Source organism: Comamonas fluminis, assembly GCF_019186805.1.
GTDB classification, from domain to species: domain Bacteria; phylum Pseudomonadota; class Gammaproteobacteria; order Burkholderiales; family Burkholderiaceae_C; genus Comamonas; species Comamonas fluminis.
Genome location: NZ_CP066783.1, coordinates 59,121 through 84,640 on the forward strand (window position 1 = coordinate 59,121; position 25,520 = coordinate 84,640).

A 25,520-nucleotide genomic window follows, 5' to 3' on the forward strand; every position below is an offset into this window, starting at 1 on the left:
TTTGACCCACGCTTTTGGCGACATGCCCGGGGAATAGGGTGAACTATAGGGATTACCCTAGTCATCTTCAAATTTATATTTTGAATCTGTAGCATTCATAGTGGTGATGTATTGGAGGCCGCCATGTCCTTGAACTTTCGTGCGCTTGACCTGAATCTGCTGCGTGTATTCGACGAAGTCATGTCCGAACGCAGCCTGACGCGTGCGGCGCACAAGCTCAATATCACCCAGCCCGCGGTGAGCAATGCCATGCGCCGCCTGCGTGAGGTGCTGGGCGATGAGCTGATGGTTCGCCAGGGGCAGGGCGTGGAGCCCACGCCACGCGCCCAGGCGCTGTGGCCTGTGGTGCGAGAGGCTATGCAGCAGCTGGAAGGCGTGCTGGCGCCGGACGACTTCAACCCCGCTACGGCTGAAACCACTTTTGTGATCGCCATGGCTGACGCCACCGCCGCAACGCTGATTCCGCCGCTGTATCCGATTCTGGAGAAAGAGGCGCCGGGCATCCATATCCGCCTGTTGCCGCTGATTACCCGCGACCCGCGCCCGCTGCTGGACGATGGTGAGGCCGACATGGCCGTGGGCTACTTTCCCGCCGTGCTGGCCGACCTGACGGCCCGTGCACAGGCGGGAGCTCTGGTGGCCTTTGATAACCGGCGGCTGTATGAAGGCGAATACCTGTGCGTGATGCGCAAGGGCCACCCGCTGGAGCATGTGAAGCTCACGCTGGACAACTACTGTGCCGAGCGGCATATGCTGGTCAGCTTTTCGGGGCGCTCGTTTGGGTTTATTGATGAGGCTCTGGCCTCGCTGGGGCGCTCGCGTGAAGTGGTGCTCACCGTCAACCAGTTCTTCACCGCTGCGCGCGTGGTGGCGCAGTCTGATCTGCTCACCATCTTGCCGCGCCACTTTGCGCCGGTGACGGGCATGGGTGAACAGCTGGTTCTGCGAGAGCTGCCTTTCGACGTCACGCCCGTGCATGTGGATGCGCTGTGGCGCCGCCGTGGCCCCCATCCCCAGGCGTATGACTGGCTGCTGAAAACGCTGACCCGATCCGCAGAAATCACCTTTGCGAATGGATCTGCGCAAGTAACTCAGCACGGTTGAATAAACTAGTGGCCATGAAGATTCAGCTGCTCTCCGATCTGCACCTTGAAGTTCACCCTCAATTCGAGGCCCGGCCTGCACAGGGCGCCGATGTGCTGGTGCTGGCGGGCGACATTGGCTCCTACCAGAGTGGCTCTCAGGTTCAAGGGGAATATTTCGGTCTGGAGCGCTTTTCGCCGCTGCCCCAATACGCCAGCTGGCCCACGCCAGTGCTGTTTGTTCCCGGCAATCATGAATACGACATGCAGGACTTTGACGAAGCCCGCATTCGCCTGCGCCGCACCTGTGACGCGCTGGGCCTGATCTGGCTGGACCGCGAAACCGTACTCATGAACGGTGTGCGCTTCATCGGCACCACGCTGTGGAGCGACTTTGACGCCATGGCCATGCACGAGGGCGTGACCGACATTACCCGCCTGCACAAGCTGCGCGAAAAGGCATTTCGTGCAGCAAACTTCTATCTGCAAAAAACGGGCGGCACGCGCCAGGGCGAGCCTTTTCTGGCCGAGCCCATGCGCGAGGAAAGCCTGCTGTGTCAGGACTGGTTGCGCGCCGCGCTGCAGCAGCCTTTTGATGGCCCCACGGTGGCTGTCACCCACTTCGCACCCAGCTTGCGCAGCGCCGATCCGCGCTATGGCCTGGTGCCCGGCACGGCGGGCTTTTGCAATGTGATGGATGACTGCCTGCCTTATGCCGATCTGTGGCTGCACGGCCATCTGCATTGCGCCAGCGACTACATCGCCCGCGGCCAGCGCGCCGACGGCAGCGACTGGCGATGCCGCGTGGTGGCCAATCCGCTGGGCTACGCCCGCAAGGGTGAGCAGCAACAGTTTCAGCCTGCATCCGTGATTGACTTGAGCCAAGTCAAGACGCCGGTTGCTGCAAATCATTAATCTCAAGTGATCAACAAGGAGGATCTGACCATGAAGATTTTGCTCGCCGTCGACGGCAGTGCCTACACCCAGAAAATGCTGGCCTACCTGACTTCGCATCAGGAAATGCTGGGCACCGGCCATGAATACACCATCATCACCGTGCAGCCGCTGCTGCCCCCCCGCGCACGCGCTGCGCTGGGCAAGGATGTGGTGGAGCAGTACTACGACGAAGAATCCACCAAGATTTTGCAGCCCGTGCAGGAGTTCCTGAAGGCGCGCAATGTGGAAGTGCAAAGCATCAGCAAGGTCGGCCCGATTGCCGACACCATCATCAAGGAAGCGCAGGAAGGCAAGTTCGACCTGATCGCTATGGGCACGCACGGCCACGGTGCTCTGGGCCGCCTGGTCATGGGCTCGGTCAGCTCGCAAGTGCTGGCCGGCTGCACGATTCCCGTGCTGCTGATTCGCTAAAGATCAATACTGATAGCTGCCTGCGCTTGATGTGCCTGTATATCAATATCAAAGCAGCTTGAAATCAAGGATGGATGAGCGACTCCAGCTACAAAAATCAAGATACCTCCGTTTGACTTGAAAATTCCCAAGGCCGTGCTGCAAAGCGCGGCCTTTTTTCTGGGCGCTTCATCAACAGGAATTCATGGCGCGTTCAGCAACTCTCGCGCCTTTGAGAGCAGGGCCTGACTCACCCGCGTCAGCACGCGTGACTCCAGATTCCAGCAGTGCCAGAACAGCGCAATCGGCAGCGCATGGCCGGGCGCTGCATCGACCAGATCACCGGCCTGCAGCGCTGGCTGCACCAGCAACTCCGGCAGCACCGCAAGCCCCCAGCCAGCGCGCACCGCACGCACCTGCGCTTCGCAACTGGGCAGCAGAATCTGGTGCTGCAGCGACAGCTTTTTCAGTCCTAAAAAACGTGCCACAAACTCCGCCTGCATATCGTCCTTGCGGTTGAAGGACAGATAGGGCAGCTGGTTGAAGTTCTTGCGCGTCAGCCCCTGCGGTAGCTTCTCCTGTGCGAATTCGGCCGATGCCACGGCCACATAGCGCATGGCGCCCAGCGGCTGCACCGTGCAGCCCCTCAGTGCCTGATTCAGCGTGGTCACGCAGCCCATGACTTGACCGGATCTCAGCAACTCCTGCGTGAAGTCCTGATCGTCCACCACCACTTCCAGCGGCAGGCCGCTGCGCACCAGCTCATCAAGCGCCGTCATGGCCCAGGTGGCAATGCTGTCGGCATTGATGGCGATGGAGACAATCTCGCCCGCCAGGCTCTGCCCCGTCTGTGGTGCCAGCTCCTGCAATTCATGCGCCAGATCAGCGCGCAGCAGGCGCAGCTGCTTGGCATGCTTGAGCAGCAAACGCCCCGCGCTCGTCGGCTTGACGGGGCGCGTGCGCTCCACCAGCACCGAGCCGACTTGCGCCTCCAGCGCACGCAGACGCTGAGATACGGCGGACTGGGTGATGTGCAGCTTTTGCGCAGCGCGTTCAAAGCCGCCTTCTTCGACGATGGCGGCCAGACATTCCAGTGCGGCAGGGTCCCAGGAATTCATGAAATTTCCATTAGTAAAACTGATGAAACTGCTGAAAATTTAATGATGCTTTTAGTCTGCCGCAAGAGTGCAGACACTGGGCGCATGAACATCATCGTCCTCGGCGCCGGCATTATCGGCATCAGCACCGCCTGGCATCTGCGCGAGCGCGGCCATCAAGTCACCGTGGTGGACCGCCAGGCTGGCCCCGCGCTGGAGACCAGCTTTGCCAACGGCGCGCAGATCTCTGTCAGCTACTGCGAGCCCTGGGCCAATCGCCAGGCGCCGTGGAAGGCGCTGAAATGGATGTTCGACAAAGAAGCACCACTGCTGTTTCGCCCGCAGCTTGATTCGGCGCAGTGGCGCTGGTGTCTGCAGTTCCTGGCCCAGTGCAATGACAAGGCGTTCGCGCGCAATGTGCAGCAGATTGTGGCGCTGGGTGCATACAGCCATGCAGCGCTCAAAGACATGGTCAAAAAGACCGGCATCGAGTTCCAGCGACTGGAGCGTGGCATCGCCCATTTCTACAGCAGCCAGAAAGCGTTTGACGAGGCTGCAGAAGGCGTGGAACTGATGCGCCAGTACGGTGTGCAGCGTCGCCTCGTCAGCCGCGAAGAGCTGCTGAAAATCGAGCCTGCATTTACGCCGTATTCCGATCACATCGCCGGTGGCACGTTTACGGAAACCGATGAAAGCGGAGATGCGCGCGTCTTCACCGAAAAACTGGCCCAGTTGTGTGGGGCAGCGGGTGTGAACTTCCTCTACCAGCACGACATTCTGAGCCTGCAGGCCGCACGCGCAGGCAAGCCCGCCAGCGTGCAGATTCGTGGCGAGGGCGGCACTGCTGCGCGCACGCTGAGCGCGGATGCGGTGGTGGTTGCCTGCGGCTCCTACACGCCGCTGCTGCTCAAGCCACTGGGTGTGAATGTGCCCATCTATCCGGGCAAGGGTTACAGCGCCACGCTGCCGCTGCTGCAGCCTGAAAAAGCGCCTGTGGTTTCCTCGATTGATGACAGTCGCAAGGTCGCCATGAGTCGTCTGGGCGATCATCTGCGTGTGGCGGGCACCATAGAGCTGGGCGGCTTCGATATGCGGCTGGATACGCCTACGGCGCGTGCACGCTGCGAAATGCTGGTCAAGCGCGTGGAAGAGCTGATGCCTGGCGTGTGCGACACGCGCCTGCCCGAAGAAGGTGGCGACCCGCAGTTCTGGTGCGGTCTGCGCCCTGCCACGCCCACCAACATCCCCTGCATTGGTGAGACACAGGCCGCAGGCATATGGATCAACGCAGGTCACGGCACACTGGGCTGGACGCATGGAGCAGGCTCTGGCAAGGCCATGGCTGCGCTGATGAGTGGCGAGCAGCCTGCGCTCGAATTCGGCTTCTGGGGCCGCAAATCACCAGTGCATGAACCTGCTGCGACTGCGGTATCCATGCGTGCTTGATGATTCACAAAATTAATGAATTTCTAGTAAAAACCCTGAACTACATCGGTTGACGAGTTGGCGTGGCGAGGATGAAAATTACCACGTTAACTAAATATCAACCATGCAGATTCAGCCCATTCTTCTGAGCAACGGTCTGCCGCTAGGCACCGTCTACGGCGTGTTGCTCAATGACCGCGCCACCGTGGCGCGGCTGTCACCTCAGTTCGACAGCGCGCCCTACAAGGCTGCGCCCAAGGCCCCGGTGCTCTACATCAAGCCGCGCAACACCTTTGCAGGTGAGGCTGCGGTGGTTGCTGTGCCTGCGGACCCCGGCTTGGTGCGCATCGATGCCACCATCGGCCTGGTGATCGGCAAAACTGCGACGAGTGTTTCTGTCGATCAGGCGCTCAGCCATATAGCGGGCCTGATGGTGGTGAGCGATGTCACGCTGCCGCACGAGAACTACTACCGGCCCGCCATTCGCCAGCGAGACCGCGATGGCTTTTGCCCCATGAGTGCTGTGCTGACACCGCAGGCAGGCTTTGATCTGGAAAGCGCCACGCTCAGCATTTCCATCAATGGGCAGAGCGCTTATGAACGCAGCTTTGCCAGCCTGGTGCGACCTGCTGCGCAGTTGATTGCCGATGTGACGGAGTTCATGACTCTGGCCGCCGGTGATGTGCTGCTGCTGGGCCCCGGTGAAGCTTCGCCTGAGGCACGCCCGGGTGACCAGATCAGGATTGTGGTGCCAGGCCTTGGTGAATTGAGCCACAGCGTGGTTGAGGAGAAGCTGGCATGAAGCACGGACGCGTTATCTACCAGGGCCAGACACTGGCGGTGACCGAAAGCGCCGATGGCCGCGTGCAGCTGCCCGATGGACGTCTGGTTTCCGATTCAGAGCTGCACTGGCTGCCGCCCATGGACTTCGGCACCATCTTCGCGCTGGGCCTGAACTACGCCGACCACGCCAAGGAAATCGCCTTCAACAAAGCGCCCGAGGAACCACTGGTTTTCCTCAAAGGCCCCAATGCCTTGAACGGCCACCGTGGCCACACACGCCGCCCGTCCGACGTGACGTACATGCACTTTGAATGCGAGCTGGGCGTGGTGATTGGCAAGACCTGCCGCAACGTCAAAAAGGAAGACGCATACAGTGTGGTGGCAGGCTATGTAACGGCTAACGACTACGCCATACGGGACTATCTGGAAAATTTTTACCGCCCCAATCTGCGTGTCAAAAACCGCGATGGTGCAACGCCCGTGGGGCCCTGGTTTGTCGATGCTGCCGACATTGCTGACCCCATGAATTTGCGCCTGCGTAGCTGGGTCAATGGTGAACTTAAACAGGATGGCAATACCGGCGACATGGTGCACAGCATCCCATCGCTGATCGCCCATTTGTCGAGCTTTATGACGCTCAATCCCGGCGACCTGATTCTGACCGGTACCCCCGACGGTGTGGCCGATTCCAAGGTGGGCGACGAGATCGTGACCGAGATCGAAGGCGTTGGCCGTCTCGTCAATTTCATCGGCGGCGACGAGCTGCTGGCACAGCGCTGAGCGCTGCAGAATTTCAGGAGAAAACCATGCGTATCGATCACCTGATCAATGGCAAGCAAGTCGCAGGAAAAGACTATTTCGAGACCGTCAACCCCGCCACGCAAGAAGTGCTGGCCGAAGTCGCATCCGGCGGTGCGGCCGAGGTGGATGCCGCCGTGGCTGCTGCCAAAGACGCCTTCCCCAAATGGGCCAATACACCAGCCGCCGACCGCGCAAAACTGGTGCGCAAGCTGGGCGAGCTGATCGCCAAGCATGTGCCAGAAATTGCTGAAACCGAGACCAACGACTGCGGCCAGACCATCAGTCAGACCGGCAAGCAACTGGTGCCACGCGCGGCCGACAACTTCACCTACTTTGCCGAAATGTGCACGCGGGTGGACGGCCACACCTACCCCACGCCCACGCACCTGAACTACACGCTGTTTCACCCCGTGGGCGTGTGCGCGCTGATCTCGCCGTGGAACGTGCCCTTCATGACCGCCACCTGGAAGGTTGCGCCCTGCATCGCCTTTGGCAATACGGCGGTGCTCAAGATGAGCGAGCTGTCGCCCATGACCGCCGCCCGTCTGGGTGAGCTGGCGCTGGAGGCCGGCATACCCGCAGGCGTGCTGAACCTGGTGCACGGCTACGGCAAGGACGCCGGCGAGCCGCTGGTGGCGCACCGCGATGTGCGCGCCGTGTCCTTCACTGGATCGACGGCTACCGGCAACCGCATCGTGCAGGCTGCAGGCCTCAAGAAATTCAGCATGGAGCTGGGCGGCAAGAGCCCGTTCGTGATTTTTGACGATGCAGACTTTGAACGCGCACTCGACGCCGCCGTGTTCATGATCTTCAGTAACAACGGCGAGCGCTGCACCGCGGGCAGCCGCATCCTGGTGCAAAAAGGCATTTACGCCAAGTTTGTCGATCGCTTTGTGGAACGCGCCAAGCGCATCACAGTGGGCGACCCGCTGGATGAGAAAACCATCGTCGGCCCCATGATCAGTCAGGGCCATTTGGCCAAGGTGCGCAGCTATATCGAGCTGGGCCAGAAGGAGGGCGCACAAATGCTGTGCGGTGGCCTGGATGCACCTGTGTTGCCCGACCGTGTGAAGAACGGCAACTATGTGCTGCCCACGGTGTTTGCTGATGTTCAGAATTCCATGCGCATTGCGCAGGAAGAAATCTTTGGCCCTGTGGCCTGCATCATCCCGTTCAGCGACGAGGCCGAGGCGATCCGCCTGGCCAATGACATTCAGTACGGCCTGTCCAGCTATGTGTGGACCGAGAACATCGGCAAGGCCCACCGCGTGGCAGCAGCGGTGGAAGCGGGCATGTGCTTTGTCAACAGCCAGAACGTGCGCGATTTGCGCCAGCCCTTTGGCGGCACCAAGGCCAGCGGCACGGGCCGCGAAGGTGGCACCTGGAGCTACGAAGTGTTCTGCGAGCCCAAAAACGTGGCCGTGTCCATGGGCAGCCACCATATTCCGCACTGGGGCGTGTGAGCGGTTTCAGGCGAGCAGGAAAAGCATCAAATTTGATAGCTGCAAGCGCTTTATTTAAAGGCGCTGAAGATATAAAAGATTAGCAAGTACAGGAGAGAGCATGCAACGTCGTCATTTTCTTCAGGCCAGCGCAGCGTGTTCGCTGGCGTCGGTGGCGGGCTTGTCCATGGCACAGCCCGGCGCCTGGCCCAGCAAGCCGGTTCGCATTGTGGTTCCGTTCACGCCCGGAGGCACAACCGACATGGTGGCTCGCCTGATTGGTGTGGAGCTGAGCAAGCAGCTGGGCCAGCCTGTCATCGTGGAAAACAAGCCTGGCGCAGGCACGGTGATTGGCGTGGACCATGTGGCCAAGCAGCCTGCTGATGGCTACACCTTTGTCTGCGTTGCCAACAGCTTTACCGCCAATAAAACGCTGGTGAAAAACCTGCCCTATGACACGACCAAGGACCTGCAGCCCGTGGCGCTGATGGGCTTGTCGGAGCATGTGCTGGCCACGCACCCCAAGAGCGGCCTGAAGACGCTGGACGACCTCAAGAAAGCGGCGCAGGCGAAGTCTGGTGCGTTGACCTATGCCTCGTTTGGCAACGGCACTTCGGCGCACCTGTCTGGCGCCTTGCTGTGCCAGATGATGGGCATTGACATGATTCACGTGCCCTACAAAGGCCAGGGGCCAGCGCTGACCGATCTGCTGGGTGGTCAGGTTACCGCCATGTTTGGCAACTGGTCTGAATTCCGTGGCCATATCGAAAGCGGCAAGCTGGTGGCGCTGGGCATGGCAACCAGACAGCGTTCGCGCTTCGCACCGAATGTGCCCACGCTGGCGGAGCAGGGCGTGGCGCTGGAATCGAATTCCTGGCAGGGGCTGCTGGCACCTGCGGGCACGCCAGACGCCATCGTGCAGCGCCTGAATGCCGAGGTCAGCAAGGCGCTGGCGTCACCCAATGTGGTCAAGGTGTTCAATGAAAGCGGCGTGGTTTCACAAGCCGGTTCCGTGGCGCAGTTCACCAGCTTTGTAGGCAGTGAAATTGGCAAGTACGGCGACATCATTCGCCGCGCCAATATCAGCATTGGATAGAAATGGCTCCCCCTGAGGGGACGGCAGCCTTTGCTGCGGGGCGGCGTGGCCGACCCAGGCACTTGCTGGTTGTCCTAGGCTTGAATTGCGTCAGTTTTTTGGGGCGCGGAAAAGTCTTTCATTGGTCAGGATTGCAAAGGAAAAGTTATGGGAAAGCTTGCACTGGCAGCCAAGATCACGCATGTGCCGTCCATCTATCTGAGCGAGCTGGATGGCCCGCGCAAAGGCACGCGCCAGGATGCGATTGACGGCCTCAAGGAGATCGGTCAGCGCTGCCGTGATCTGGGCGTGGATACGCTGGTGGTTTTTGATACGCACTGGCTGGTCAATGCCAACTATCACGTGCTGTGCGGGCCGCACTTCAAGGGCCTGTACACCAGCAACGAGCTGCCGCATTTCATCAGCCATATGCCATTCGAGTTTCCCGGCAACCCGCAGCTGGGCAAGCTGCTGGCGGCCGAGGCCAATGCGCTGGGTGTGGAGACACTGGCCCATGACGCCACCACGCTGGAGCCCGAATACGGCACGCTGGTGCCCATGCGGTATATGAACGCTGATCAGCACTTCAAGGTGGTGTCGGTATCGGCCATGTGCATGGCGCATTACCTCAACGACAGCGCACGACTGGGCTGGGCCATTCGCCGTGCGATTGAAGAGCATTACGACGGCACGGTGGCGATTCTGGCCAGCGGTTCCATGTCACATCGCTTTGCCCAGAATGGGCAGGCACCGGACTATGCATTCAAGATCTGGAGCCCGTTTCTGGAGCAGCTCGATCAGGAAGTCATCCGGCAGTGGAAGGCGGGCGAATGGGCCACTTTCTGCGGCATGCTGCCAGAGTACGCGGCGAAGGGGCATGGCGAAGGTTTCATGCATGACACCGCCATGCTGATGGGCGCTCTGGGCTGGTCGGCGTATGACGGCAAGGCCGAGATCGTGACCCCATATTTCGGGGCCTCGGGCACAGGCCAGCTCAATGCGGTATTCCCCGTCACACCGCAGGACGGGGCGGCCGTTCCTGCCGCGCAGGCATCTGCGGGCGCAGCGGCTTCGCTGGGTGCAAGACTCTAAGAAGAAGGAAGGCGAATTCATGCCGCATGTCGTGATTCTCTACACCGGCAATCTGGAGTCCTGCACCGACATGTCGGGGCTGTGCCGCAAGCTGGCGGACACCATGCAGACCGTGCGCGCCGAAGATGGCTCACAGGTCTTTCCCACGGGCGGCACGCGCGTGTTTGCCTACCCCGCGCCGCACTATGCCGTGGCCGATGGCGGCGCTGCTGGCATGGCTGCCGGTGGTGATGGGAACTATGGCTTTATCTACCTCAATCTGCGCATGGGGCGCGGGCGCTCTGATGCGGTCAAGAAGCAGGCTGGTGATGCCCTGCTGCAATGCGCCAAAGCCCATCTGCAGCCGGTGTTCGACAAGCATCACCTGGGGCTGACCGTGCAGGTCGATGAAGCGCCAGGGCAGGTTTATGACGGCAAGCACAGCACGTTGCATCCACTTTTTGCAAAGCACTGAATATGTTCTCTGAAGAACTCATCACACAACTGGCTCAGGAACTCGATGCCAGCGAAAAATCGCGCCAGCAGGTGGAGCATTTTTCCAAGCGTTTTGCGGGCATGACGATCGAAGATGGCTACCGCGTCTCGCGTGCCTGGGTGGCCATGCAACTGGCTGCTGGTCGCAAGGTCATAGGCCACAAGATCGGCCTGACTTCACGCGCCATGCAGATGGCCAGCCAGATCGACGAGCCGGACTACGGTACTTTGCTCGACTCCATGCTTTATACGGCCAAACCCGGCGCAGTGCTTGAGATAATTGCATCCAATTTCATAGCGCCGCGGGTGGAGGTGGAGCTGGCTTTTGTGCTTAAGTCACCGCTGCGCGGGCCGGGTCTTGCAGGTGGCAAGGAAGTGACGCTGCAAGACGTGCTGGCCTCTACCGAATACATCACCCCGGCGATTGAAATCATTGACTCGCGCATCGAGCAGTTTGACCGCCACACCAAGGTCATGCGCAAGGTGTTTGACACCATCAGCGACAACGCGGCCAACGCTGGCATTGTGGTGGGCGCAAAGCGCGTTGATTCTGCAAGTCTGGACCTGCCATGGTGCGGCGCCATCCTCCGCCAGAACGGTGTGGTGGAAGAGACCGGGCTGGCTGCTGGTGTGCAAGGCCACCCTGCGATTGGAGTGGCCTGGCTGGCCAACAAGCTGGCGCCATGGGGCGAGTTTCTGGAGGCCGGGCAGATTGTGCTGGCGGGGTCGTTTACGCGGCCTGTAGCAGCCAAGGCTGGCGATGAATTTGAAGCGGATTACGGCGCGCTTGGAAAGCTGCAGTTTCGCTTCGTTTGAGTTTGCATGGCTGGCGCGATCTGCGCGGCCATGAGGAGAGAGAAATGTCCTTGCAATTACGCGACCCCTGCCTGCTGAAAAGCCAGTGCCTGATTGATGGTCAGTGGCTGGCCGCCAGAGACGGCGCCACGATTGACGTGAACAACCCGGCTACTGGCGAATTGCTGGTGGCCGTGCCCAAGCTGGGCGAGGCGGAAACGCAATCTGCCATCAATGCTGCAGAGCGTGCTTTTGTGCAGTGGAAGGCCAAGACCGCCGATCAGCGCGCGGCTGTGCTGCACAAATGGTTTGAGCTGCTGATGGCCAACCAGGAAGATCTGGCGCAGATCATGACGGCAGAGCAGGGCAAGCCGCTGGCCGAGTCGCGTGGTGAGATTGCCTATGCAGCTTCTTATGTGCAGTGGTTTGCAGAAGAAGCCCGCCGCATCTATGGCTCCACCGTTCCTTCGCCCTGGGGCGACAAGCGCATTGTGGTGACCAAGGAGCCCGTGGGCGTGTGCGCTGCCATCACACCGTGGAACTTCCCTGCCGCCATGATTACGCGCAAAGTGGCACCTGCGCTGGCAGCGGGTTGCACCATCATCGTCAAGCCCGCGCAGCAGACGCCGCTGTCGGCGCTGGCGCTGGCCGAGCTGGCGCAGCGTGCTGGTGTTCCCGCAGGTGTTTTCAGCGTGCTGACGGGATCCTCGCGCTCCATTGGTGGCGTGCTGACGGGCAGCATGGCAGTGCGCAAGCTCACCTTCACGGGCTCTACGGAAGTGGGCCGTGTGTTGGCCGCGCAATGCGCACCAACGCTCAAGAAAATGTCGCTGGAGCTGGGTGGAAACGCGCCCTTCATCGTGTTCGATGACGCCGATCTGGATGCCGCTGTGGAAGGCGCCATGGCTTCCAAATATCGCAACACCGGCCAGACCTGCGTTTGCGCCAATCGTCTGCTGGTGCAGGATGGTGTGTACGACGCTTTCATGGCCAAGCTCAAAGCAGCGGTGCTGGCCCTCAAGGTTGGCAATGGCGCGCAGGATGGCATCACGCAGGGCCCGCTGATTGACGATGCGGCCGTGGAGAAGGTGGAGGAGCTGGTGCAGGATGCTGTGGCCAAGGGTGCAGAGGTCATCACCGGCGGCAAGCGCAGTGCACTGGGGCGCAGCTTTTACGAACCCACGATTTTGGGCAACGCGCAGGATGGCATGCGCATCGCCAAGGAAGAAGTCTTTGGCCCTGTGGCACCGGTTTTCCGCTTCAAGACTGAGGAAGATGCGATTCGCATGGCCAACGATACGGAGTTCGGTCTTGCTGCCTACTTCTATGCCCGGGATGTAGGCCGTGTGTGGCGCGTGGGCGAGGCGCTGGAATACGGCATGGTGGGCATTAACAGCGGCATCATCAGCACGGCCGTGGCACCGTTTGGCGGCGTCAAGCAGTCGGGCATGGGGCGCGAAGGCGGGGCGGCGGGTATCGAGGAATATGTCAGCACCAAATACCTGTGTGTTGGCTACTGATCGAATGAGGATTTTGTGATGCAGACCCCCGTAAATGCTTTCAAGGCTGCGATTGCCCAGGGGCAGCCGCAGATCGGACTCTGGCAGAGCCTGGGCAGCCCGTATTCGGCAGAAATTTGTGCGGCAGCAGGCTTTGACTGGCTGCTTATTGATGGTGAACATGGTCCGAATGACACGCTGACGCTGCTGAGCCAGTTGCAGGCCATTGCGGCCTACCCCGCAACCCACGCCGTGGCGCGCATTCCCATGGGGCATGGCGAGGTTGGCGAGATGCTGATCAAGCAGTATCTGGACATGGGCGTGCAGACGCTGCTGGTGCCCATGGTGGAGACCGCCGAGCAGGCTGCGCGCATCGTGCGCGGCTCGCGTTACCCGCAGGACGATGGCCGGGGCGGCATTCGCGGCATGGCGGGGGCGCGTGCTTCGGGCTGGGGGCGGCGTGCCAGCTACTACCACGAGGCCAATGCCCAGATCTGCATGCTGCTGCAGGTGGAATCGGTCGCAGGCCTGAACAATCTGGACGAGATTGCCGAAACCGAAGGCGTGGATGGCGTCTTCATTGGCCCGGCGGATCTGTCGGCCGCCATGGGCCATGTGGGCAACCCCGGTCACCCCGATGTGCAAGCGGCCATTGCCGATGCCATCGCGCGCATTCGCAAGGCTGGCAAGGCCGCAGGCATTCTGACGCCCAATGAAGAGCTGGCGCGCAAGTATCTGGCGCTGGGCTGCAGCTTCGTCGCCGTGGGGCTGGATACGGGCCTGCTGGTGCAGGCCACCAGCGCATTGGCAACGCGATTCAAGGATGTAAAGCCCGTTGCGCCCAGCAGCACTTACTGAGGGCGCAGGGCAGTAGTGACCTTGCGCTTGTTCGTGCGGCCGGGCTCTTACATACAATCAGGCCAGCAACCTCACCTTTGTTATGACTCAGCACGACACAACCAACGCAATTGAACCCATGCGCTCGTTTGCGCGTTCCCTGCCGATGGCCCTGCTCAAGGCCCGTGAGTCCGTCATGGTGCGCTTTCGCCCCTCCCTGCGCGCCCATGGCCTGACAGAGCAGCAGTGGCGTGTCATCCGCGCCATGTCGGCCGCCGATCACCGCCTGCGGCCCATGGAGCTGTCGCAGATGACCTTCATCAGCATGCCCAGCCTCTCGCGCCTGCTCAAGACGCTGGAAGGACGTGAGCTGATCAAGCGCGGCCGCCATGTGGGTGACCTGCGTGGCTCGGAGTTCGGACTCACCCCTGCAGGCCACGCCATCGTGGCTGAAATCGCACCGCACTCCGAAGAGACCTATGCCGAGATCGAGCGGCTGGTGGGCAGCAAGGAAATCGAGCAGCTGTACTACGTACTTGAGCATGTGGTGCAGCGCCTGGGCCTGCCCGGCGACGACGAGCTGGGCGCCGAATAGCCCGGCCACGGCACAATGCAGGCATGAGTTCTGCGATTGCCGTCATCGACTTTGAAACCACTGGCATGAGCCCCGCGCAGGGCGCGCGGGCGACCGAGGTCGCCATCGTGCTGCTGGAGCATGGCCGCGTGGTGGACCGCTACCAGAGCCTGATGCAGACCGGCGCCTGGGTGTCCCCCTTCATCACCGACCTGACCGGGATTACCAACGAGATGCTGCGCACCGCGCCGCCAGCCGCAGATGTCATGCGCGAAGCGGCGCGTTTTGTGGGCAGCGCGCCCATGGTGGCGCACAACGCATCGTTTGACAGCAAGTTCTGGCAGGCCGAGCTGGCGCTGGCCGGGCAAGCCGCTCCCCACGCCTTTGCCTGCACAGTGCTGCTGTCGCGCCGCATTTACCCGCAGGCGCCCAGCCACAGCCTGGGCAATCTGGCGCGCTATCTGCAGCTGCCCGACACGGGCCGGGCGCACAGGGCGCTGGCCGATGCAGAAATGGCAGCCGCCCTGCTGGCGCGCATGCAGCAGGACCTGAGTACCCGCCATGCACTGCCCTGGCCGCAGCACGAGCTGCTGATGCAGCTGCAGCGCTGCACCAAGGCCCGCATGCCCGCCTGGCTGGCCGAACAGGCTGCGCAGCGCAGTCTTACAGCAGGCTGATGCGAAGCGGCGCTGTCGCTTTCTGGCTCTGCTGATATTTCATGGTTTTTGGCCTCTTGCCATTGACAGTAAAGCGCAGACAGCTATGAATTGATGAGCGGGCTGGAGCGAATTGATCGCCTAAATCCTTACGGACCCTGAATGGGAGGGTTCCGCCCGATAATCCCCCTCTGCTGTTGCAGACCTCACGGCCTGCTGTTCGTGAACCGTGGCGCGCTTTTGCAGCGGCCATTTTGTGCTCCTGCTTTTGTGAACTCCGCCCTGCCCACCTCTGTCCTGCGTACTGCCGAGCCTTTCTCGCAGCGCGAATTTCGCGATGCGCTGGGGCAGTTCGCCACGGGCGTCACCATCATCACGGCGCGCAGTGCCGAGGGGCATGCGGTGGGCACCACGGTCAGCTCGTTCAATGCGCTGTCGCTGGCGCCTTCGCTGGTGCTGTGGAGCCTGGGCCTGAAAGCCAACTCCCTGCCCGTGTTTCGCGAGGCCACGCACTACGCCGTCCATGTCCTGTCGGCTTCGCAAAAGCCCCTGGCCGAGCTGTTTGCCCGCAAGGGTGCTGACCGCTTCAGCCACACGCCTCACCATGATTCGGGGCATGGAGTGCCCTTGCTCGAAGGCTGCAGCGCAATCTTTGAATGCCGCAATCTGCGCCAGCACGAGGAGGGCGATCACCTGCTCTTCATCGGTGAGGTCGAGCGCTGCGAGCACCATGCCAGCCGCTCCCCGCTGCTCTATCACGGCGGCCATATGCACACACACGGCCCGATCTGAGCCTGAGCCGCCTGACTGGGAAGCTACCTAGTCAGCTTGAACGATACGAGCTTCCAACGCCCGTCCTAGATTGCCCAGGTTCTCTGGACAACAACTTCACGGCATTGGAGGTTCATCATGATCGAGTGCGAAGACAGCGTTATCCGTACCCAGGCCCAGGTACCTACCCAAGGGCACAGCGGCATCCAGCTCAAACGAATTTCTCCCGTCATCGGGGTGGAAGTCTCGGGCATTGATCTGCGCCAGCCTTTGAACGACGCCCAGGCCCAGGAACTGCGCCAGGCCCTGGTGGCACACAAGGTGCTGGTGTTTCGTGACCAGAACATCACCGCAGCCCAACATGTGGCATTTGCCCGCCGCTTTGGCGAATTGGAACTGCACCCGGTTTTCCCGCATCACCCCGACCACCCTGAACTGGTGCTGCTGGGCGGCAACAGCAAGATTCCCGGCACCGAGAACGTTTATCACACCGATGTTTCCTGGCGCGAGACGCCTTCCATGGCCTCCATACTGCGCTGCGTGGAATGCCCCGAAGTCGGTGGCGACACGGTGTGGATCAATATGGAGGAGGCTTACGAAAAGCTGCCCGAGACGCGCAAGGAGCAGATTGCCAAGCTGTTTGCCGTGCACGACATCCTGCCCTCCTTTGGTGCCCGCATGACGCCTGAGGAGCAGGCCCAGGCCCGCTCCAAATATCCGCCCGTGGTGCACCCCGTGGTGCGCACCCACCCCGAAAGCGGCAAGAAAATTCTGTATGTGAACGAGACCTTCGTCACGCATTTCTCCAACTTCACGTCGGACTACTCGGGCTTCCGTTCGGCCAACGAAATCCATGCCCAGCAGCATGATCTGATGGAGTATCTGTTGCGCCAGCCCGGCATTCTGGAATACCAGATGCGCCTGCACTGGGAGCCCAACACCATCGCCATGTGGGACAACCGTTCCACCCAGCATTACGCGATTCAGGACTATTTCCCCGCGGTGCGCCGCATGCACCGCGCCACAGTCATTGGCGACAAGCCGTTTTAATGTGCGCTTAAACCGTTTGCTGCAAGCTGGATTGGGAAGCTGTTTAGAGTGAACGGCTCTGCACTCCCCATCCCGTTAGAGAGACATATATGCAGCAACAGGATTTTGATTTTCTGGTCATTGGCGGCGGCTCGGGCGGCGTGCGCGCCAGCCGTGTGGCGGCCAGCTTGGGTGCCCGGGTGGCTGTGGTGGAAGCTGCGCAACTGGGCGGTACCTGTGTCAACGTGGGCTGCATTCCCAAAAAGCTGCTCAGCCACGCCGCACATTTCAGCCAGCTGGCCGAAGAAGCCAAAGGCTTTGGCTGGCAGCTGGGTAAGCCGCAGTTCGACTGGCCCACGCTGATTGCCAACAAGGACCGCGAAATCACGCGTTTAAACGGCGTGTACGCCAAAATGCTGGCCGGGGCAGGGGTCAGCGTCATTCAAGGCCGCGCGACGCTCTCAGGCCCCAATAGCGTGCTTGTGAACGGCCAAACACTGAACGCCCGCCACATCCTGATCGCCACCGGCGGAACGCCCAGCCTGCCCGATATTCCGGGTGTGGAGCATGCCATCAGCTCCAACGAGGCATTCCACCTCAAGGAACTACCCCGGCGCGTGGTGGTCGTGGGCGGTGGCTATATCGCGGTGGAATTTGCCTCCATCTTCCATGGTCTGGGGGCTGAAACCACCTTGCTGCACCGCAGCCAGCAACTGCTGCGCGGCTTTGATGCGGATCTGGGCCTGCATCTGGCGCAGGAAATGGCACGCCAGGGCGTGGCCATACGCTGGAGTGAAGAGATTCAGGCCATAGAAAAGCAGGCCGATGGTCTGCACCTGCAGCTCAAGAGTGGCGAGCAACTGGTGGTGGACTGCGTGATGTATGCCACCGGGCGCGTGCCACTGACTGCCGGGCTGGGCCTGGAAGCCGCTGGCGTGAAGACCAATGACAAGGGTGCGATTGAGGTGGACTCGCACTTCACCACCCGTGTGCCGTCGATTCACGCCGTGGGCGATGTGATTGACCGCATGGCGCTGACGCCTGTGGCGCTGGCCGAAGGCACTGTCGTGGCGCACCATCTGTTTGGCCATGGCGGCAAGAGCGCGCCCGACTATGAGCTGGTGCCTACGGCGGTGTTCTCTCACCCGCAGGTGGGCACGGTGGGGCTGTCGGAAGAGGCGGCACGCCAGCGCTTTGGCGCGGTGCAGATCTTCCAGTCGAGCTTTCGCCCGCTGAGCAACCGCATGGGCGGCGAGCCTGAAAACGTGTTTCTCAAGCTCATCGTCTCCAAAGCCGACCAGCGTGTGCGCGGCGTGCACATGGTGGGCGAGGGCGCGGGCGAGCTGATGCAGGGCTTTGCCGTGGCGCTTCAATGCGGTGCCACCAAACCGCAGTTCGATGCGACCATTGGCATACACCCCACGGTGGCCGAGGAGCTGGTCACCATGCGCGAGCCAACCCGGGAATAAAAAATGGGCCTTTTCAGGCCCATTCCTTTATCTATCAAGCGCAAGCAGCTATGAATAGATGAGTTCTTTAGCGCGCACAGCGCAAGTGAGGACACCAAGCAAGAGCCGCCTCGCGGCGGGGCCGCCCAGGCGAAGCTCCTCAGGAGGTGGTAATCCTAGCCTCCGGCAGCTCGATCTTCACCTCCAGCACTTCCAGGTTTTCCTGGCGCTCCAGGTTCACCTTGATGTCATTGGGATCAATGGACACGTACTTGGAAATCACGGCCATCAGCTCTTTTTGCAGTGCGGGCAGATAGTCGGGCTTGCTGCTTTCGCCGCCGCCCACGCGCTCACGCGCGAGAATGATTTGCAGGCGCTCCTTGGCGACTGAAGCCGACTTCTTCTTCTCTCCCAGCAGAAACGACAACATGGACATTGCGCTTACCTCCCGCCAAAGATGCGCTTGAAGAAACCAGGCTTGACGGCTTCGGTAAAGCGCATGGGCTTGTCTTCACCCAGGAAGCGCGAAACCACGTCCTGATAGGCCTCGGCCACGTCAGAGCCCTGCATGTGCACGGCTGGAATGCCCTGGTTGGACGCCTGCAGCACGGTTTCCGATTCAGGAATCACGCCAATCAGCTCGATACGCAGAATGTCCTGAATGTCTTCCAGCGACAGCATCTGGCCATCTTCCACGCGGTTGGGGTTGTAGCGCGTGATCAGCAGATGCTCCTTGATCTTCTCGCCCCTGGTGGCGCGATCGGTCTTGGAGCTGAGCATGCCCAGAATGCGGTCCGAGTCGCGCACGGACGAGACTTCGGGGTTGGTCACCACCAGCGCTTCATCTGCGTAGTGCATGGCCATCAGCGCACCGCTTTCGATGCCGGCGGGCGAGTCGCAGACGATGTATTCGAAGTCCATGCCGGACAGGTCGTCCAGCACCTTCTTCACACCTTCTTGCGTCAGCGCTTCCTTGTCACGGGTCTGAGAGGCCGCCAGCACGAACAGGTTGTCGCACTGCTTGTCCTTGATCAGGGCTTGGTTCAGATTCGCTTCACCCTGGATGACGTTGATCAGGTCATAGACCACGCGGCGCTCGCAGCCCATGATCAGGTCCAGGTTGCGCAAGCCCACATCAAAATCAATCACAGCGGTCTTGTGACCGCGCAGAGCGAGGCCCGATGCGAAGCTGGCGCTGGTGGTGGTCTTGCCGACCCCGCCTTTGCCAGAGGTCACGACGACGATTTTGGCCATGTTTGCACGATTCCTTAAAGACAGATGAGGCAGGTTAATAGGTTGTTCGGTGCGTCTGTCACACCGGCTCGATGATGATCTTCTCGCCCTCCAGACGGACTTTGGCAGCCTTGCCAGAGACATCTGCAGGTAAATCGGTCTCGATTGTGCGATAGATACCTGCAATAGAGAGCAATTGCGGCTCCATGCAAGTGCTAAATATTCTTGCGCTGGTATTGCCACTGGCTCCGGCCACGGCGCGGCCACGCAGCGGCGCATAGACGTGGACGTTGCCGTCTGCAATCACCTCAGCACCATAGCTGACGATGTCCAGTACGACAATATCGGTTCCCTTGGCATAGACGCGCTGACCGGAGCGCAGAGGGCGGTCCACGATCAGGGCATCGGCCTGCGGTGCGGGGATTTCGACCTCGTGCACCACTTCCACTTCGCGGATGATTTCGTGAATTTCCGGCTCGGCGCGGCGTATGGGCGTTGCATCGGGGGCCGCGGTCAGGCCCAACGCGTGGGCGGCCTCCATCTGCCCGGGGCTGCCGCCGCGCACCGCCACAGGCACGGTGCGATGGGCACGCAAGGCATCTACCAGGGCCACAAAATCAATGCTTTCCCCGGCCTCGCGCACCTGGCTCAGGTCGATGAGCACGGGGTCGTTGTCGAAAAAGTCGGGGTCATCGGCAAGGCGACTGGCCAAGTCCTGCGTCAGGGCTTGCATGTCGGTGCTGCGAAGCACTACCGACAGCACCGGCAGTTGTGCGCTCTTGAGGTCAAAGCTGGGGCGCTCGGCGCCGGTCGATTCAACAGACATGGATGGGATCAGCGCACGCAAGGTGCTCTATGAGGACGCCAAAGTGTACCTGCCTGCCAGTGAAAGATATGGTCACCGAGTGTTTGCACAGCAACACTTGATGTGTCTCAGAGGGCGGACAGCCCCGGCTCTGGATGAAAATACAGTCATGTCTCCAGAGCTTTTGATCCAGGGCGCCTGTGCCAGCATCACCTTGCGCCGTCCTGAAGTTGCCAACAAACTGATGCCCGAAGACCTGATGGTGCTGCGCCGCCATATCGACGAGGTCAACGCCAACCCCCATGTGCTGGTGCTGACGCTGCAGGCCGTGGGCCGGCATTTCTGCAGCGGCTATGACATTGGCGAGATTGCCAACAGCCAGAACGAAGGCAGCTCCTTTGGCGAGATGGTGGACGCCATCGAAAACTGCCACGCCGTCACCATCGCGGCCATTCAGGGTGGTGTGTTTGGCGGTGCCACGGATATGGCGCTGGCCTGCGACTTCCGCGTGGGTGGTGCCAACAGCCAGATGTTCATGCCCGCAGCGCGGCTGGGCCTGCATTTCTATGCCTCGGGCCTGGAGCGTTATGTGACGCGGCTGGGTGTGGATACAGCCAAGCGCTTGTTTCTGACCTGTGAGAAGCTGCAGGCCCCGGCCATGAAGGACTGCGGTTTTCTGACCGACCTGGTGGATGGCGAAGACATTGCCCCGCGCGTTGCGCAATTGCAGAACACGCTGGCAGGCATGGCACCGCTGGCGCTGCTGGGCATGAAAAAGCACCTGAACGCCATCGTGCGCGGCGCGCATGACAGAGCCAGCATTGATGCGGCTGTGCAGGCGACGATTGAATCAGCCGACCTGAAAGAAGGTGGTGCGGCGTGGCGTGAAAAACGCCAGCCGCAGTTCACGGGCCGTTAAGCAGAGGCTCCGGCCTTTGCCAGGTGCTCTTTCGCAAACGCCTCATACCAGCCCAGACAGCCGGGGTTGGCCATGGCGTCTTTGTTGACAACTTTGTCCAGAGGCTGGCCCAGCAGCAGCTTTTTGATGGGCAGCTCCTGCTTTTTGCCGCTGAGCGTGCGCGGTATCTCGGCCACGGCAAAGATATCGTCGGGCACAAAGCGCGGCGACAGGGCGGTGCGAATGGCCGTGTTGATGCGCCCGCGCAGCTCTGCGTCCAGCTCCACCCCGGGGCGCAGGGCCACAAACAGCGGCATATAGCTGTCTTTGCCCAGATATTCCAGGTCCACCACCATGCTGTCCAGCACTTCGGGCAGGGCTTCCACGGCGCTGTAGATCTCGCTGGTGCCCATGCGCAGGCCGTGGCGGTTGATGGTGGCGTCGCTGCGGCCATAGATGATGCAGCCGCCCTGTGACTGGATGCGTATCCAGTCACCATGCCGCCAGACACCGCCCATCTCCGCCGGGCCATCGCCGCCACCGAGCTTGCGGCCGTGACCAGCGGGATACATGTCGAAATAGCTGCTCAGATAGCGTTTACCGAATGGGTCGCCCCCACGCTTCCCCACTGCGTGTGGGGCGCTGCCCCCCGAGGGGGCCTTCGCACCTTGAGGCGGCTCGGCGGTGCTCACATCACCCCACAGAAACAGCGGCATGGACGGAATGGGCTGGGTGCAGACTAGTTCGCCCACCTCGTCCATGACGGGCAGGCCTTGTTCGTTCCAGGCTTCCACGGCAGAGCCCAGCTGCAGGCATTGCATGACGCCCGGGGCCTGGGGCAGTTCGCGGTTGCCGCCGATAAAGGTGCCCGCGAAGTCGGTGCCGCCCGATAGGTTGTTCCACCAGATGTCGGGGTGTCCCAGCTTCGCAAACTGCGCTGTGCCCCATTGCTGAACGTCTGGCGGCAGCGGCGAGCCTGTGCTGCCCAGCCCGCGTATGCGCGAGAGGTCGCCGCAGCGGGAAAGCTCAACCCCGGCCTTCATGCAGTTGGTATAGAAGGCCGCGCCTGAGCCAAAGCTGGTCACGCCCGTCTCGGCGGCAAAGCGCCACAGCGTACCCCAGTCGGGCTTGTCTTTGCTGCCGCCGGGGCTGCCGTCAAAGATCACGCAAGTGGTGCCGCCCAGCAGGCCGGATACCTGCGCATTCCACATCACCCAGCCGGTGGAGCTGTACCAGTGATAGCGCTCGCCCCAGCTGTTGGGGTGGTAGCTGCAGCCAATGTCGTTGTGCAGCGTCTTGAGCTGTACGGCCACCAGCACCATGCCGCCATGGCCGTGAACAATGGGCTTGGGCAGGCCGGTGGTGCCGCTGGAATAGACAACCCACAGTGGGTGGTCAAACGGCAGCCACTCGGGCTCAAAGGCTGCAGTCTCAGCATCATTTCTGGCTGTAACGCTTATGTAATCAGCGGTGTCAGCTATCTTTATTGATATGTCCAGATTCGGCACCAGCACCACATGCTGCACGCTGGGCAGGCCTTCGCGCAGTTGCTGCAGCACTTCGCGGCGGTCAATGTCTTTGCCGGCGTAACGCACGCCATCCACGGCAATCAGCGCCTTGGGGGTGATCTGCGTGAAGCGGTCCAGCACGGCGTTGGTGCCCATGTCGGGGGCGCAGATGCTCCAGATCGCGCCCAGGCTGGCACAGGCCAGAAAGGCGATGATGGCTTCAGGAATATTGGGCAGATAAGCGGCCACCCGATCGCCCTTGCCCACGCCTTGCGCGCGCAGGTGCAGGGCCAGCGCGGCCACCTGGCGCTGCAGGTCGGGCCAGCTCAGCTCGCGGTGCAGGCCTAGCTCGTTGCGGCTGATGACGGCTGGCATGCCTGCCGCATGGGCGGGCTGCACATGGCGCAGCACCTGGCGTGTGTAGTTCATCTGCGCACCGGGAAACCACTGCGCACCGGGCATGACGTTCCTGGCCAGCACCGCGCTGTGGGGCGTAGGGGACTGCAGATCGAAGTAGTCCCAGACGCTTTGCCAGAACGCGTCCAGATCCGTGGTGGACCAGCGCCACAGCGCGTCATAGCTATCAAAGCTCAGGCCGCGCGTGCTGCGCAGCCAGTCCTGGTAGCGGCGTATCTGTGGAACAAAAGCGGGCGGGGTGGAGTGGGGATGTGCAGTAGCCATAAATTCAGCGTAGCGCCGCGCTTGTGGCGCGTCACCGGGACTCACCCCGGGGAAAGGTCACCGACTTGACACCGCGGCGCTGCAGACGCCCCTGCACGGCTATTCATGCATTGGGATAATCGGGGCTGTTTTCATCGTCACTGGCGGTCGCCCACGGCCCGCACTTCATGTCTGCTTTGCCCACCCGTGTGCTGTCTGTCATCCCGCCGATGACGCAGCTCAACACTCCCTATCCCTCCACCGCCTATCTCACGGGCTTTCTGCGCTCGCGTGGCATTTCGGCGGTGCAGGAAGACCTGGCGCTGGCGCTGGTGCTGCAGTTGCTCTCGCCCGACGGCCTGCGCGCCGTGGCCGCGCGCGTGGCGGCTCTGCCTCCAAAGAAGCGCACGCCAGCCGTGCAATCCTTTGCAGAGCAGCAGGATCGCTATCTGGCCACCATCGCGCCCACCATTGCGTTTTTGCAGGGGCGCGACTCCACGCTGGCCCACCGCATTGCGGGCCGTCACTTTCTGCCCGAAGGCCCGCGCTTTGCCACGCTGGATGTGTATGAGGATGAAGAGGGCGGTGACCCGCTGGGCTGGGCCTTTGGCGCCCTGGGTTTGCAGGACAAGGCCAAGCACCTGGCCACGTTGTATCTGAACGATCTGGCCGATGTGCTGCGTGACGCGGTGGATGAGCGCTTTGAGTTCGTGCGCTACGCCGAATCGCTGGCGGGCAGCCAGCCCACGTTTGACCCGCTGGCCAAGGCGCTGGCGGCCCCTGCGAATCTGGTGGACGAAGTGCTGGAGCGCCTGACGCTGGAGGTCGTGGAGCGCCATCAGCCCACGGTGGTGCTGCTGTCTGTGCCGTTTCCCGGCTCGGCCTATGCGGCGTTTCGCATCGCCCAGACCATCAAAAAGCACCACCCGCAGATTGCCACCGTGCTGGGCGGCGGCTTTGTGAATACCGAGCTGCGCGAACTGGCCGAGCCTCGCGTGTTCGACTACTTCGACTTTGTGACGCTGGACGCGGGCGAGCGCCCGCTGCTGGCGCTGCTGGCGCATTTGCGCGGCGAGCGCGGTAAATCGCGCCTGGTGCGCACCTTTGTGCGTAACGACCAAGGCCAGGTGCAGTACGTCAACATGATGGAGTCCGACATCGCCTTTGCCGAGGTCGGCACCCCCACCTGGGACGGCCTGCCGCTGGACAAATATCTGTCGCTGCTGGACATGCTCAACCCCATGCACCGCATGTGGAGCGACGGGCGCTGGAACAAGCTCACCGTGGCCCACGGTTGCTACTGGAAGAAGTGCAGCTTCTGCGATGTGAGCCTGGACTACATCGGCCGCTATGAAGGCGCCAACGCCAGCGTGCTGGCCGACCGCATTGAAGCCATCGTCGCGGAAACCGGCCAGACCGGCTTTCACTTTGTCGATGAAGCTGCCCCGCCCAAGGCGCTCAAAGCCTTGTCGCAGGAGCTGATTGCGCGCAACGCAGGCATCAGCTGGTGGGGCAATGTGCGCTTTGAGAAAACCTTCACACCCGAGCTGGCCGAGCTGATGGCCGACAGCGGCTGCATCGCCATCTCAGGCGGCCTGGAAGTGGCGTCTGACCGCCTGCTGGAGTTGATGAAAAAAGGCGTGACCGTCGATCAGGTGGCACGCGTGACCAAGGCGTTTTCCGAGGCCGGAATTCTGGTGCACGCCTATTTGATGTATGGCTTTCCCACGCAAACCGTGCAGGACACGGTGGACGCGCTGGAATATGTGCGCCAGCTCTTCCTCAACGGTTGTATTCAAAGCGGGTTCTTTCACCGCTTCAGCTGCACTGTGCATTCGCCTGTGGGCCTCAACCCCGAGGAATACGGCATTGAGCTGCCGCCGCTGCCAGAAGGCAGCTTTGCCAAGAATGACCGCCCCTTCATCGACCCCACAGGCGTCGACCACGATGCCCTGGGCGTGGCGCTGAAAAAAGCCATCTACAACTTCATGCACGGCATTGGGCTTGAAGAAGATGTGCGCATGTGGTTCCCCTTCAAGGTGCCCAAACCCACCGTCAAGCGCGACCGCATTGCGCGGGCGCTGCAGTCACGTTGATTTTTTTGATAGCTGATTGCACAAGCTAATTATGGGTTTTATGTGCATTTGAACCTAAAGTCCAAGATTGGATTGTGCTAGAAGCTATTGATT

25 protein-coding genes are annotated in these 25,520 nt (G+C 61.4%); 20 read left to right on the plus strand and 5 right to left on the minus strand.

Annotated features, from left to right (window positions below; genetic code table 11):
- Nucleotides 1-123: 123 nt before the first annotated feature.
- Genes JDW18_RS00530 through JDW18_RS00540 form a run of 3 tightly spaced genes read left to right on the plus strand, consistent with a single transcriptional unit; the run spans nt 124 to nt 2,450 of the window.
- Nucleotides 124-1,104, plus strand: coding sequence for a LysR family transcriptional regulator (locus JDW18_RS00530; protein ID WP_218241843.1), 981 nt, complete (start codon nt 124-126; stop codon nt 1,102-1,104).
- A gap of 14 nt (nt 1,105-1,118) precedes the next feature.
- Nucleotides 1,119-1,997, plus strand: a complete 879-nt coding sequence (locus tag JDW18_RS00535; protein WP_218241844.1) for a metallophosphoesterase — start codon at nt 1,119-1,121, stop codon at nt 1,995-1,997.
- Between the two features lie 30 nt (nt 1,998-2,027).
- Nucleotides 2,028-2,450 carry a universal stress protein gene (locus JDW18_RS00540; RefSeq protein WP_218241845.1) on the plus strand — a complete coding sequence of 141 codons (423 nt, stop codon included), beginning with the start codon at nt 2,028-2,030 and terminating at the stop codon, nt 2,448-2,450.
- Nucleotides 2,451-2,632: 182 nt separating this feature from the next.
- On the opposite strand, the gene JDW18_RS00545 is transcribed toward JDW18_RS00540, so the two are convergent.
- Entirely contained in the window at nt 2,633-3,547 is a 915-nt protein-coding gene (locus tag JDW18_RS00545) for a LysR family transcriptional regulator ArgP (protein WP_218241846.1), read from the minus strand.
- A 42-nt stretch (nt 3,548-3,589) separates the two neighbouring features.
- Between JDW18_RS00545 and JDW18_RS00550 the strand changes: the two genes are divergently transcribed.
- The 15 genes from JDW18_RS00550 (at nt 3,590) to gorA (ending at nt 18,248) form a co-directional block, all read left to right on the plus strand.
- Nucleotides 3,590-4,972, plus strand: a complete 1,383-nt coding sequence (locus tag JDW18_RS00550; protein ID WP_218241847.1) for a D-amino acid dehydrogenase — start codon at nt 3,590-3,592, stop codon at nt 4,970-4,972.
- 103 nt (nt 4,973-5,075) lie between these two features.
- The gene (locus tag JDW18_RS00555; RefSeq protein WP_218241848.1) at nt 5,076-5,753 is read left to right on the plus strand and encodes a fumarylacetoacetate hydrolase family protein; all 678 of its coding nucleotides are present in this window, start codon (nt 5,076-5,078) and stop codon (nt 5,751-5,753) included.
- Entirely contained in the window at nt 5,750-6,514 is a 765-nt protein-coding gene (locus JDW18_RS00560; protein WP_218241849.1) for a fumarylacetoacetate hydrolase family protein, read from the plus strand. The genes JDW18_RS00555 and JDW18_RS00560 overlap by 4 nt, the downstream gene beginning before the upstream one ends.
- Before the next feature lie 26 nt (nt 6,515-6,540).
- The gene (gene hpaE, locus JDW18_RS00565; protein WP_218241850.1) at nt 6,541-7,998 is read left to right on the plus strand and encodes a 5-carboxymethyl-2-hydroxymuconate semialdehyde dehydrogenase; all 1,458 of its coding nucleotides are present in this window, start codon (nt 6,541-6,543) and stop codon (nt 7,996-7,998) included.
- 100 nt (nt 7,999-8,098) lie between these two features.
- Complete coding sequence (locus JDW18_RS00570; RefSeq protein WP_218241851.1) at nt 8,099-9,073, plus strand: Bug family tripartite tricarboxylate transporter substrate binding protein; 975 nt, start codon at nt 8,099-8,101, stop codon at nt 9,071-9,073.
- 147 nt (nt 9,074-9,220) lie between these two features.
- The gene (gene hpaD, locus JDW18_RS00575; RefSeq protein ID WP_218241852.1) at nt 9,221-10,144 is read left to right on the plus strand and encodes a 3,4-dihydroxyphenylacetate 2,3-dioxygenase; all 924 of its coding nucleotides are present in this window, start codon (nt 9,221-9,223) and stop codon (nt 10,142-10,144) included.
- A 19-nt stretch (nt 10,145-10,163) separates the two neighbouring features.
- Nucleotides 10,164-10,598 carry a 5-carboxymethyl-2-hydroxymuconate Delta-isomerase gene (locus JDW18_RS00580; RefSeq protein WP_218241853.1) on the plus strand — a complete coding sequence of 145 codons (435 nt, stop codon included), beginning with the start codon at nt 10,164-10,166 and terminating at the stop codon, nt 10,596-10,598.
- Nucleotides 10,599-10,600: 2 nt separating this feature from the next.
- Nucleotides 10,601-11,434, plus strand: coding sequence for a 2-oxo-hept-4-ene-1,7-dioate hydratase (gene hpaH, locus JDW18_RS00585; RefSeq protein ID WP_218241854.1), 834 nt, complete (start codon nt 10,601-10,603; stop codon nt 11,432-11,434).
- Nucleotides 11,435-11,478: 44 nt separating this feature from the next.
- The gene (locus JDW18_RS00590) at nt 11,479-12,933 is read left to right on the plus strand and encodes an NAD-dependent succinate-semialdehyde dehydrogenase (RefSeq protein ID WP_218241855.1); all 1,455 of its coding nucleotides are present in this window, start codon (nt 11,479-11,481) and stop codon (nt 12,931-12,933) included.
- Between the two features lie 18 nt (nt 12,934-12,951).
- On the plus strand, nt 12,952-13,770 hold the full coding sequence (locus tag JDW18_RS00595; protein ID WP_218241856.1) for an aldolase/citrate lyase family protein: 819 nt from the start codon (nt 12,952-12,954) through the stop codon (nt 13,768-13,770).
- An 82-nt stretch (nt 13,771-13,852) separates the two neighbouring features.
- Nucleotides 13,853-14,344 (plus strand): homoprotocatechuate degradation operon regulator HpaR, encoded by a 492-nt coding sequence (gene hpaR, locus JDW18_RS00600; RefSeq protein WP_218241857.1) that lies wholly within the window; start codon nt 13,853-13,855, stop codon nt 14,342-14,344.
- A gap of 23 nt (nt 14,345-14,367) precedes the next feature.
- Complete coding sequence (locus tag JDW18_RS00605) at nt 14,368-15,000, plus strand: 3'-5' exonuclease (protein ID WP_218241858.1); 633 nt, start codon at nt 14,368-14,370, stop codon at nt 14,998-15,000.
- A 249-nt stretch (nt 15,001-15,249) separates the two neighbouring features.
- Nucleotides 15,250-15,771, plus strand: coding sequence for a flavin reductase family protein (locus JDW18_RS00610; RefSeq protein WP_218241859.1), 522 nt, complete (start codon nt 15,250-15,252; stop codon nt 15,769-15,771).
- 117 nt (nt 15,772-15,888) lie between these two features.
- Complete coding sequence (locus tag JDW18_RS00615) at nt 15,889-16,800, plus strand: TauD/TfdA dioxygenase family protein (RefSeq protein WP_218241860.1); 912 nt, start codon at nt 15,889-15,891, stop codon at nt 16,798-16,800.
- 89 nt (nt 16,801-16,889) lie between these two features.
- Nucleotides 16,890-18,248 (plus strand): glutathione-disulfide reductase, encoded by a 1,359-nt coding sequence (gene gorA / locus JDW18_RS00620; protein WP_218241861.1) that lies wholly within the window; start codon nt 16,890-16,892, stop codon nt 18,246-18,248.
- 139 nt (nt 18,249-18,387) lie between these two features.
- Here gorA and minE read toward each other — a convergent pair whose 3' ends face one another.
- Genes minE through minC form a run of 3 tightly spaced genes read right to left on the minus strand, consistent with a single transcriptional unit; the run spans nt 18,388 to nt 20,286 of the window.
- Nucleotides 18,388-18,663 carry a cell division topological specificity factor MinE gene (minE, locus tag JDW18_RS00625; protein ID WP_218241862.1) on the minus strand — a complete coding sequence of 92 codons (276 nt, stop codon included), beginning with the start codon at nt 18,661-18,663 and terminating at the stop codon, nt 18,388-18,390.
- A gap of 5 nt (nt 18,664-18,668) precedes the next feature.
- Complete coding sequence (minD, locus tag JDW18_RS00630; RefSeq protein ID WP_218241863.1) at nt 18,669-19,481, minus strand: septum site-determining protein MinD; 813 nt, start codon at nt 19,479-19,481, stop codon at nt 18,669-18,671.
- A gap of 58 nt (nt 19,482-19,539) precedes the next feature.
- The gene (gene minC, locus JDW18_RS00635) at nt 19,540-20,286 is read right to left on the minus strand and encodes a septum site-determining protein MinC (protein ID WP_218241864.1); all 747 of its coding nucleotides are present in this window, start codon (nt 20,284-20,286) and stop codon (nt 19,540-19,542) included.
- Nucleotides 20,287-20,434: 148 nt separating this feature from the next.
- Between minC and JDW18_RS00640 the strand changes: the two genes are divergently transcribed.
- Nucleotides 20,435-21,184 (plus strand): enoyl-CoA hydratase/isomerase family protein, encoded by a 750-nt coding sequence (locus tag JDW18_RS00640; RefSeq protein WP_218241865.1) that lies wholly within the window; start codon nt 20,435-20,437, stop codon nt 21,182-21,184.
- Here JDW18_RS00640 and JDW18_RS00645 read toward each other — a convergent pair.
- Nucleotides 21,181-23,352: an acetoacetate--CoA ligase gene (locus JDW18_RS00645; protein ID WP_218241866.1), complete on the minus strand. Its 2,172-nt coding sequence runs from the start codon at nt 23,350-23,352 to the stop codon at nt 21,181-21,183. The two genes, JDW18_RS00640 and JDW18_RS00645, sit on opposite strands and share 4 nt — an antisense overlap.
- A gap of 167 nt (nt 23,353-23,519) precedes the next feature.
- On the opposite strand from JDW18_RS00645, the gene JDW18_RS00650 reads away from it, so the two are divergent.
- Complete coding sequence (locus tag JDW18_RS00650; RefSeq protein WP_218241867.1) at nt 23,520-25,427, plus strand: B12-binding domain-containing radical SAM protein; 1,908 nt, start codon at nt 23,520-23,522, stop codon at nt 25,425-25,427.
- The last annotated feature ends 93 nt before the right edge of the window (nt 25,428-25,520 follow it).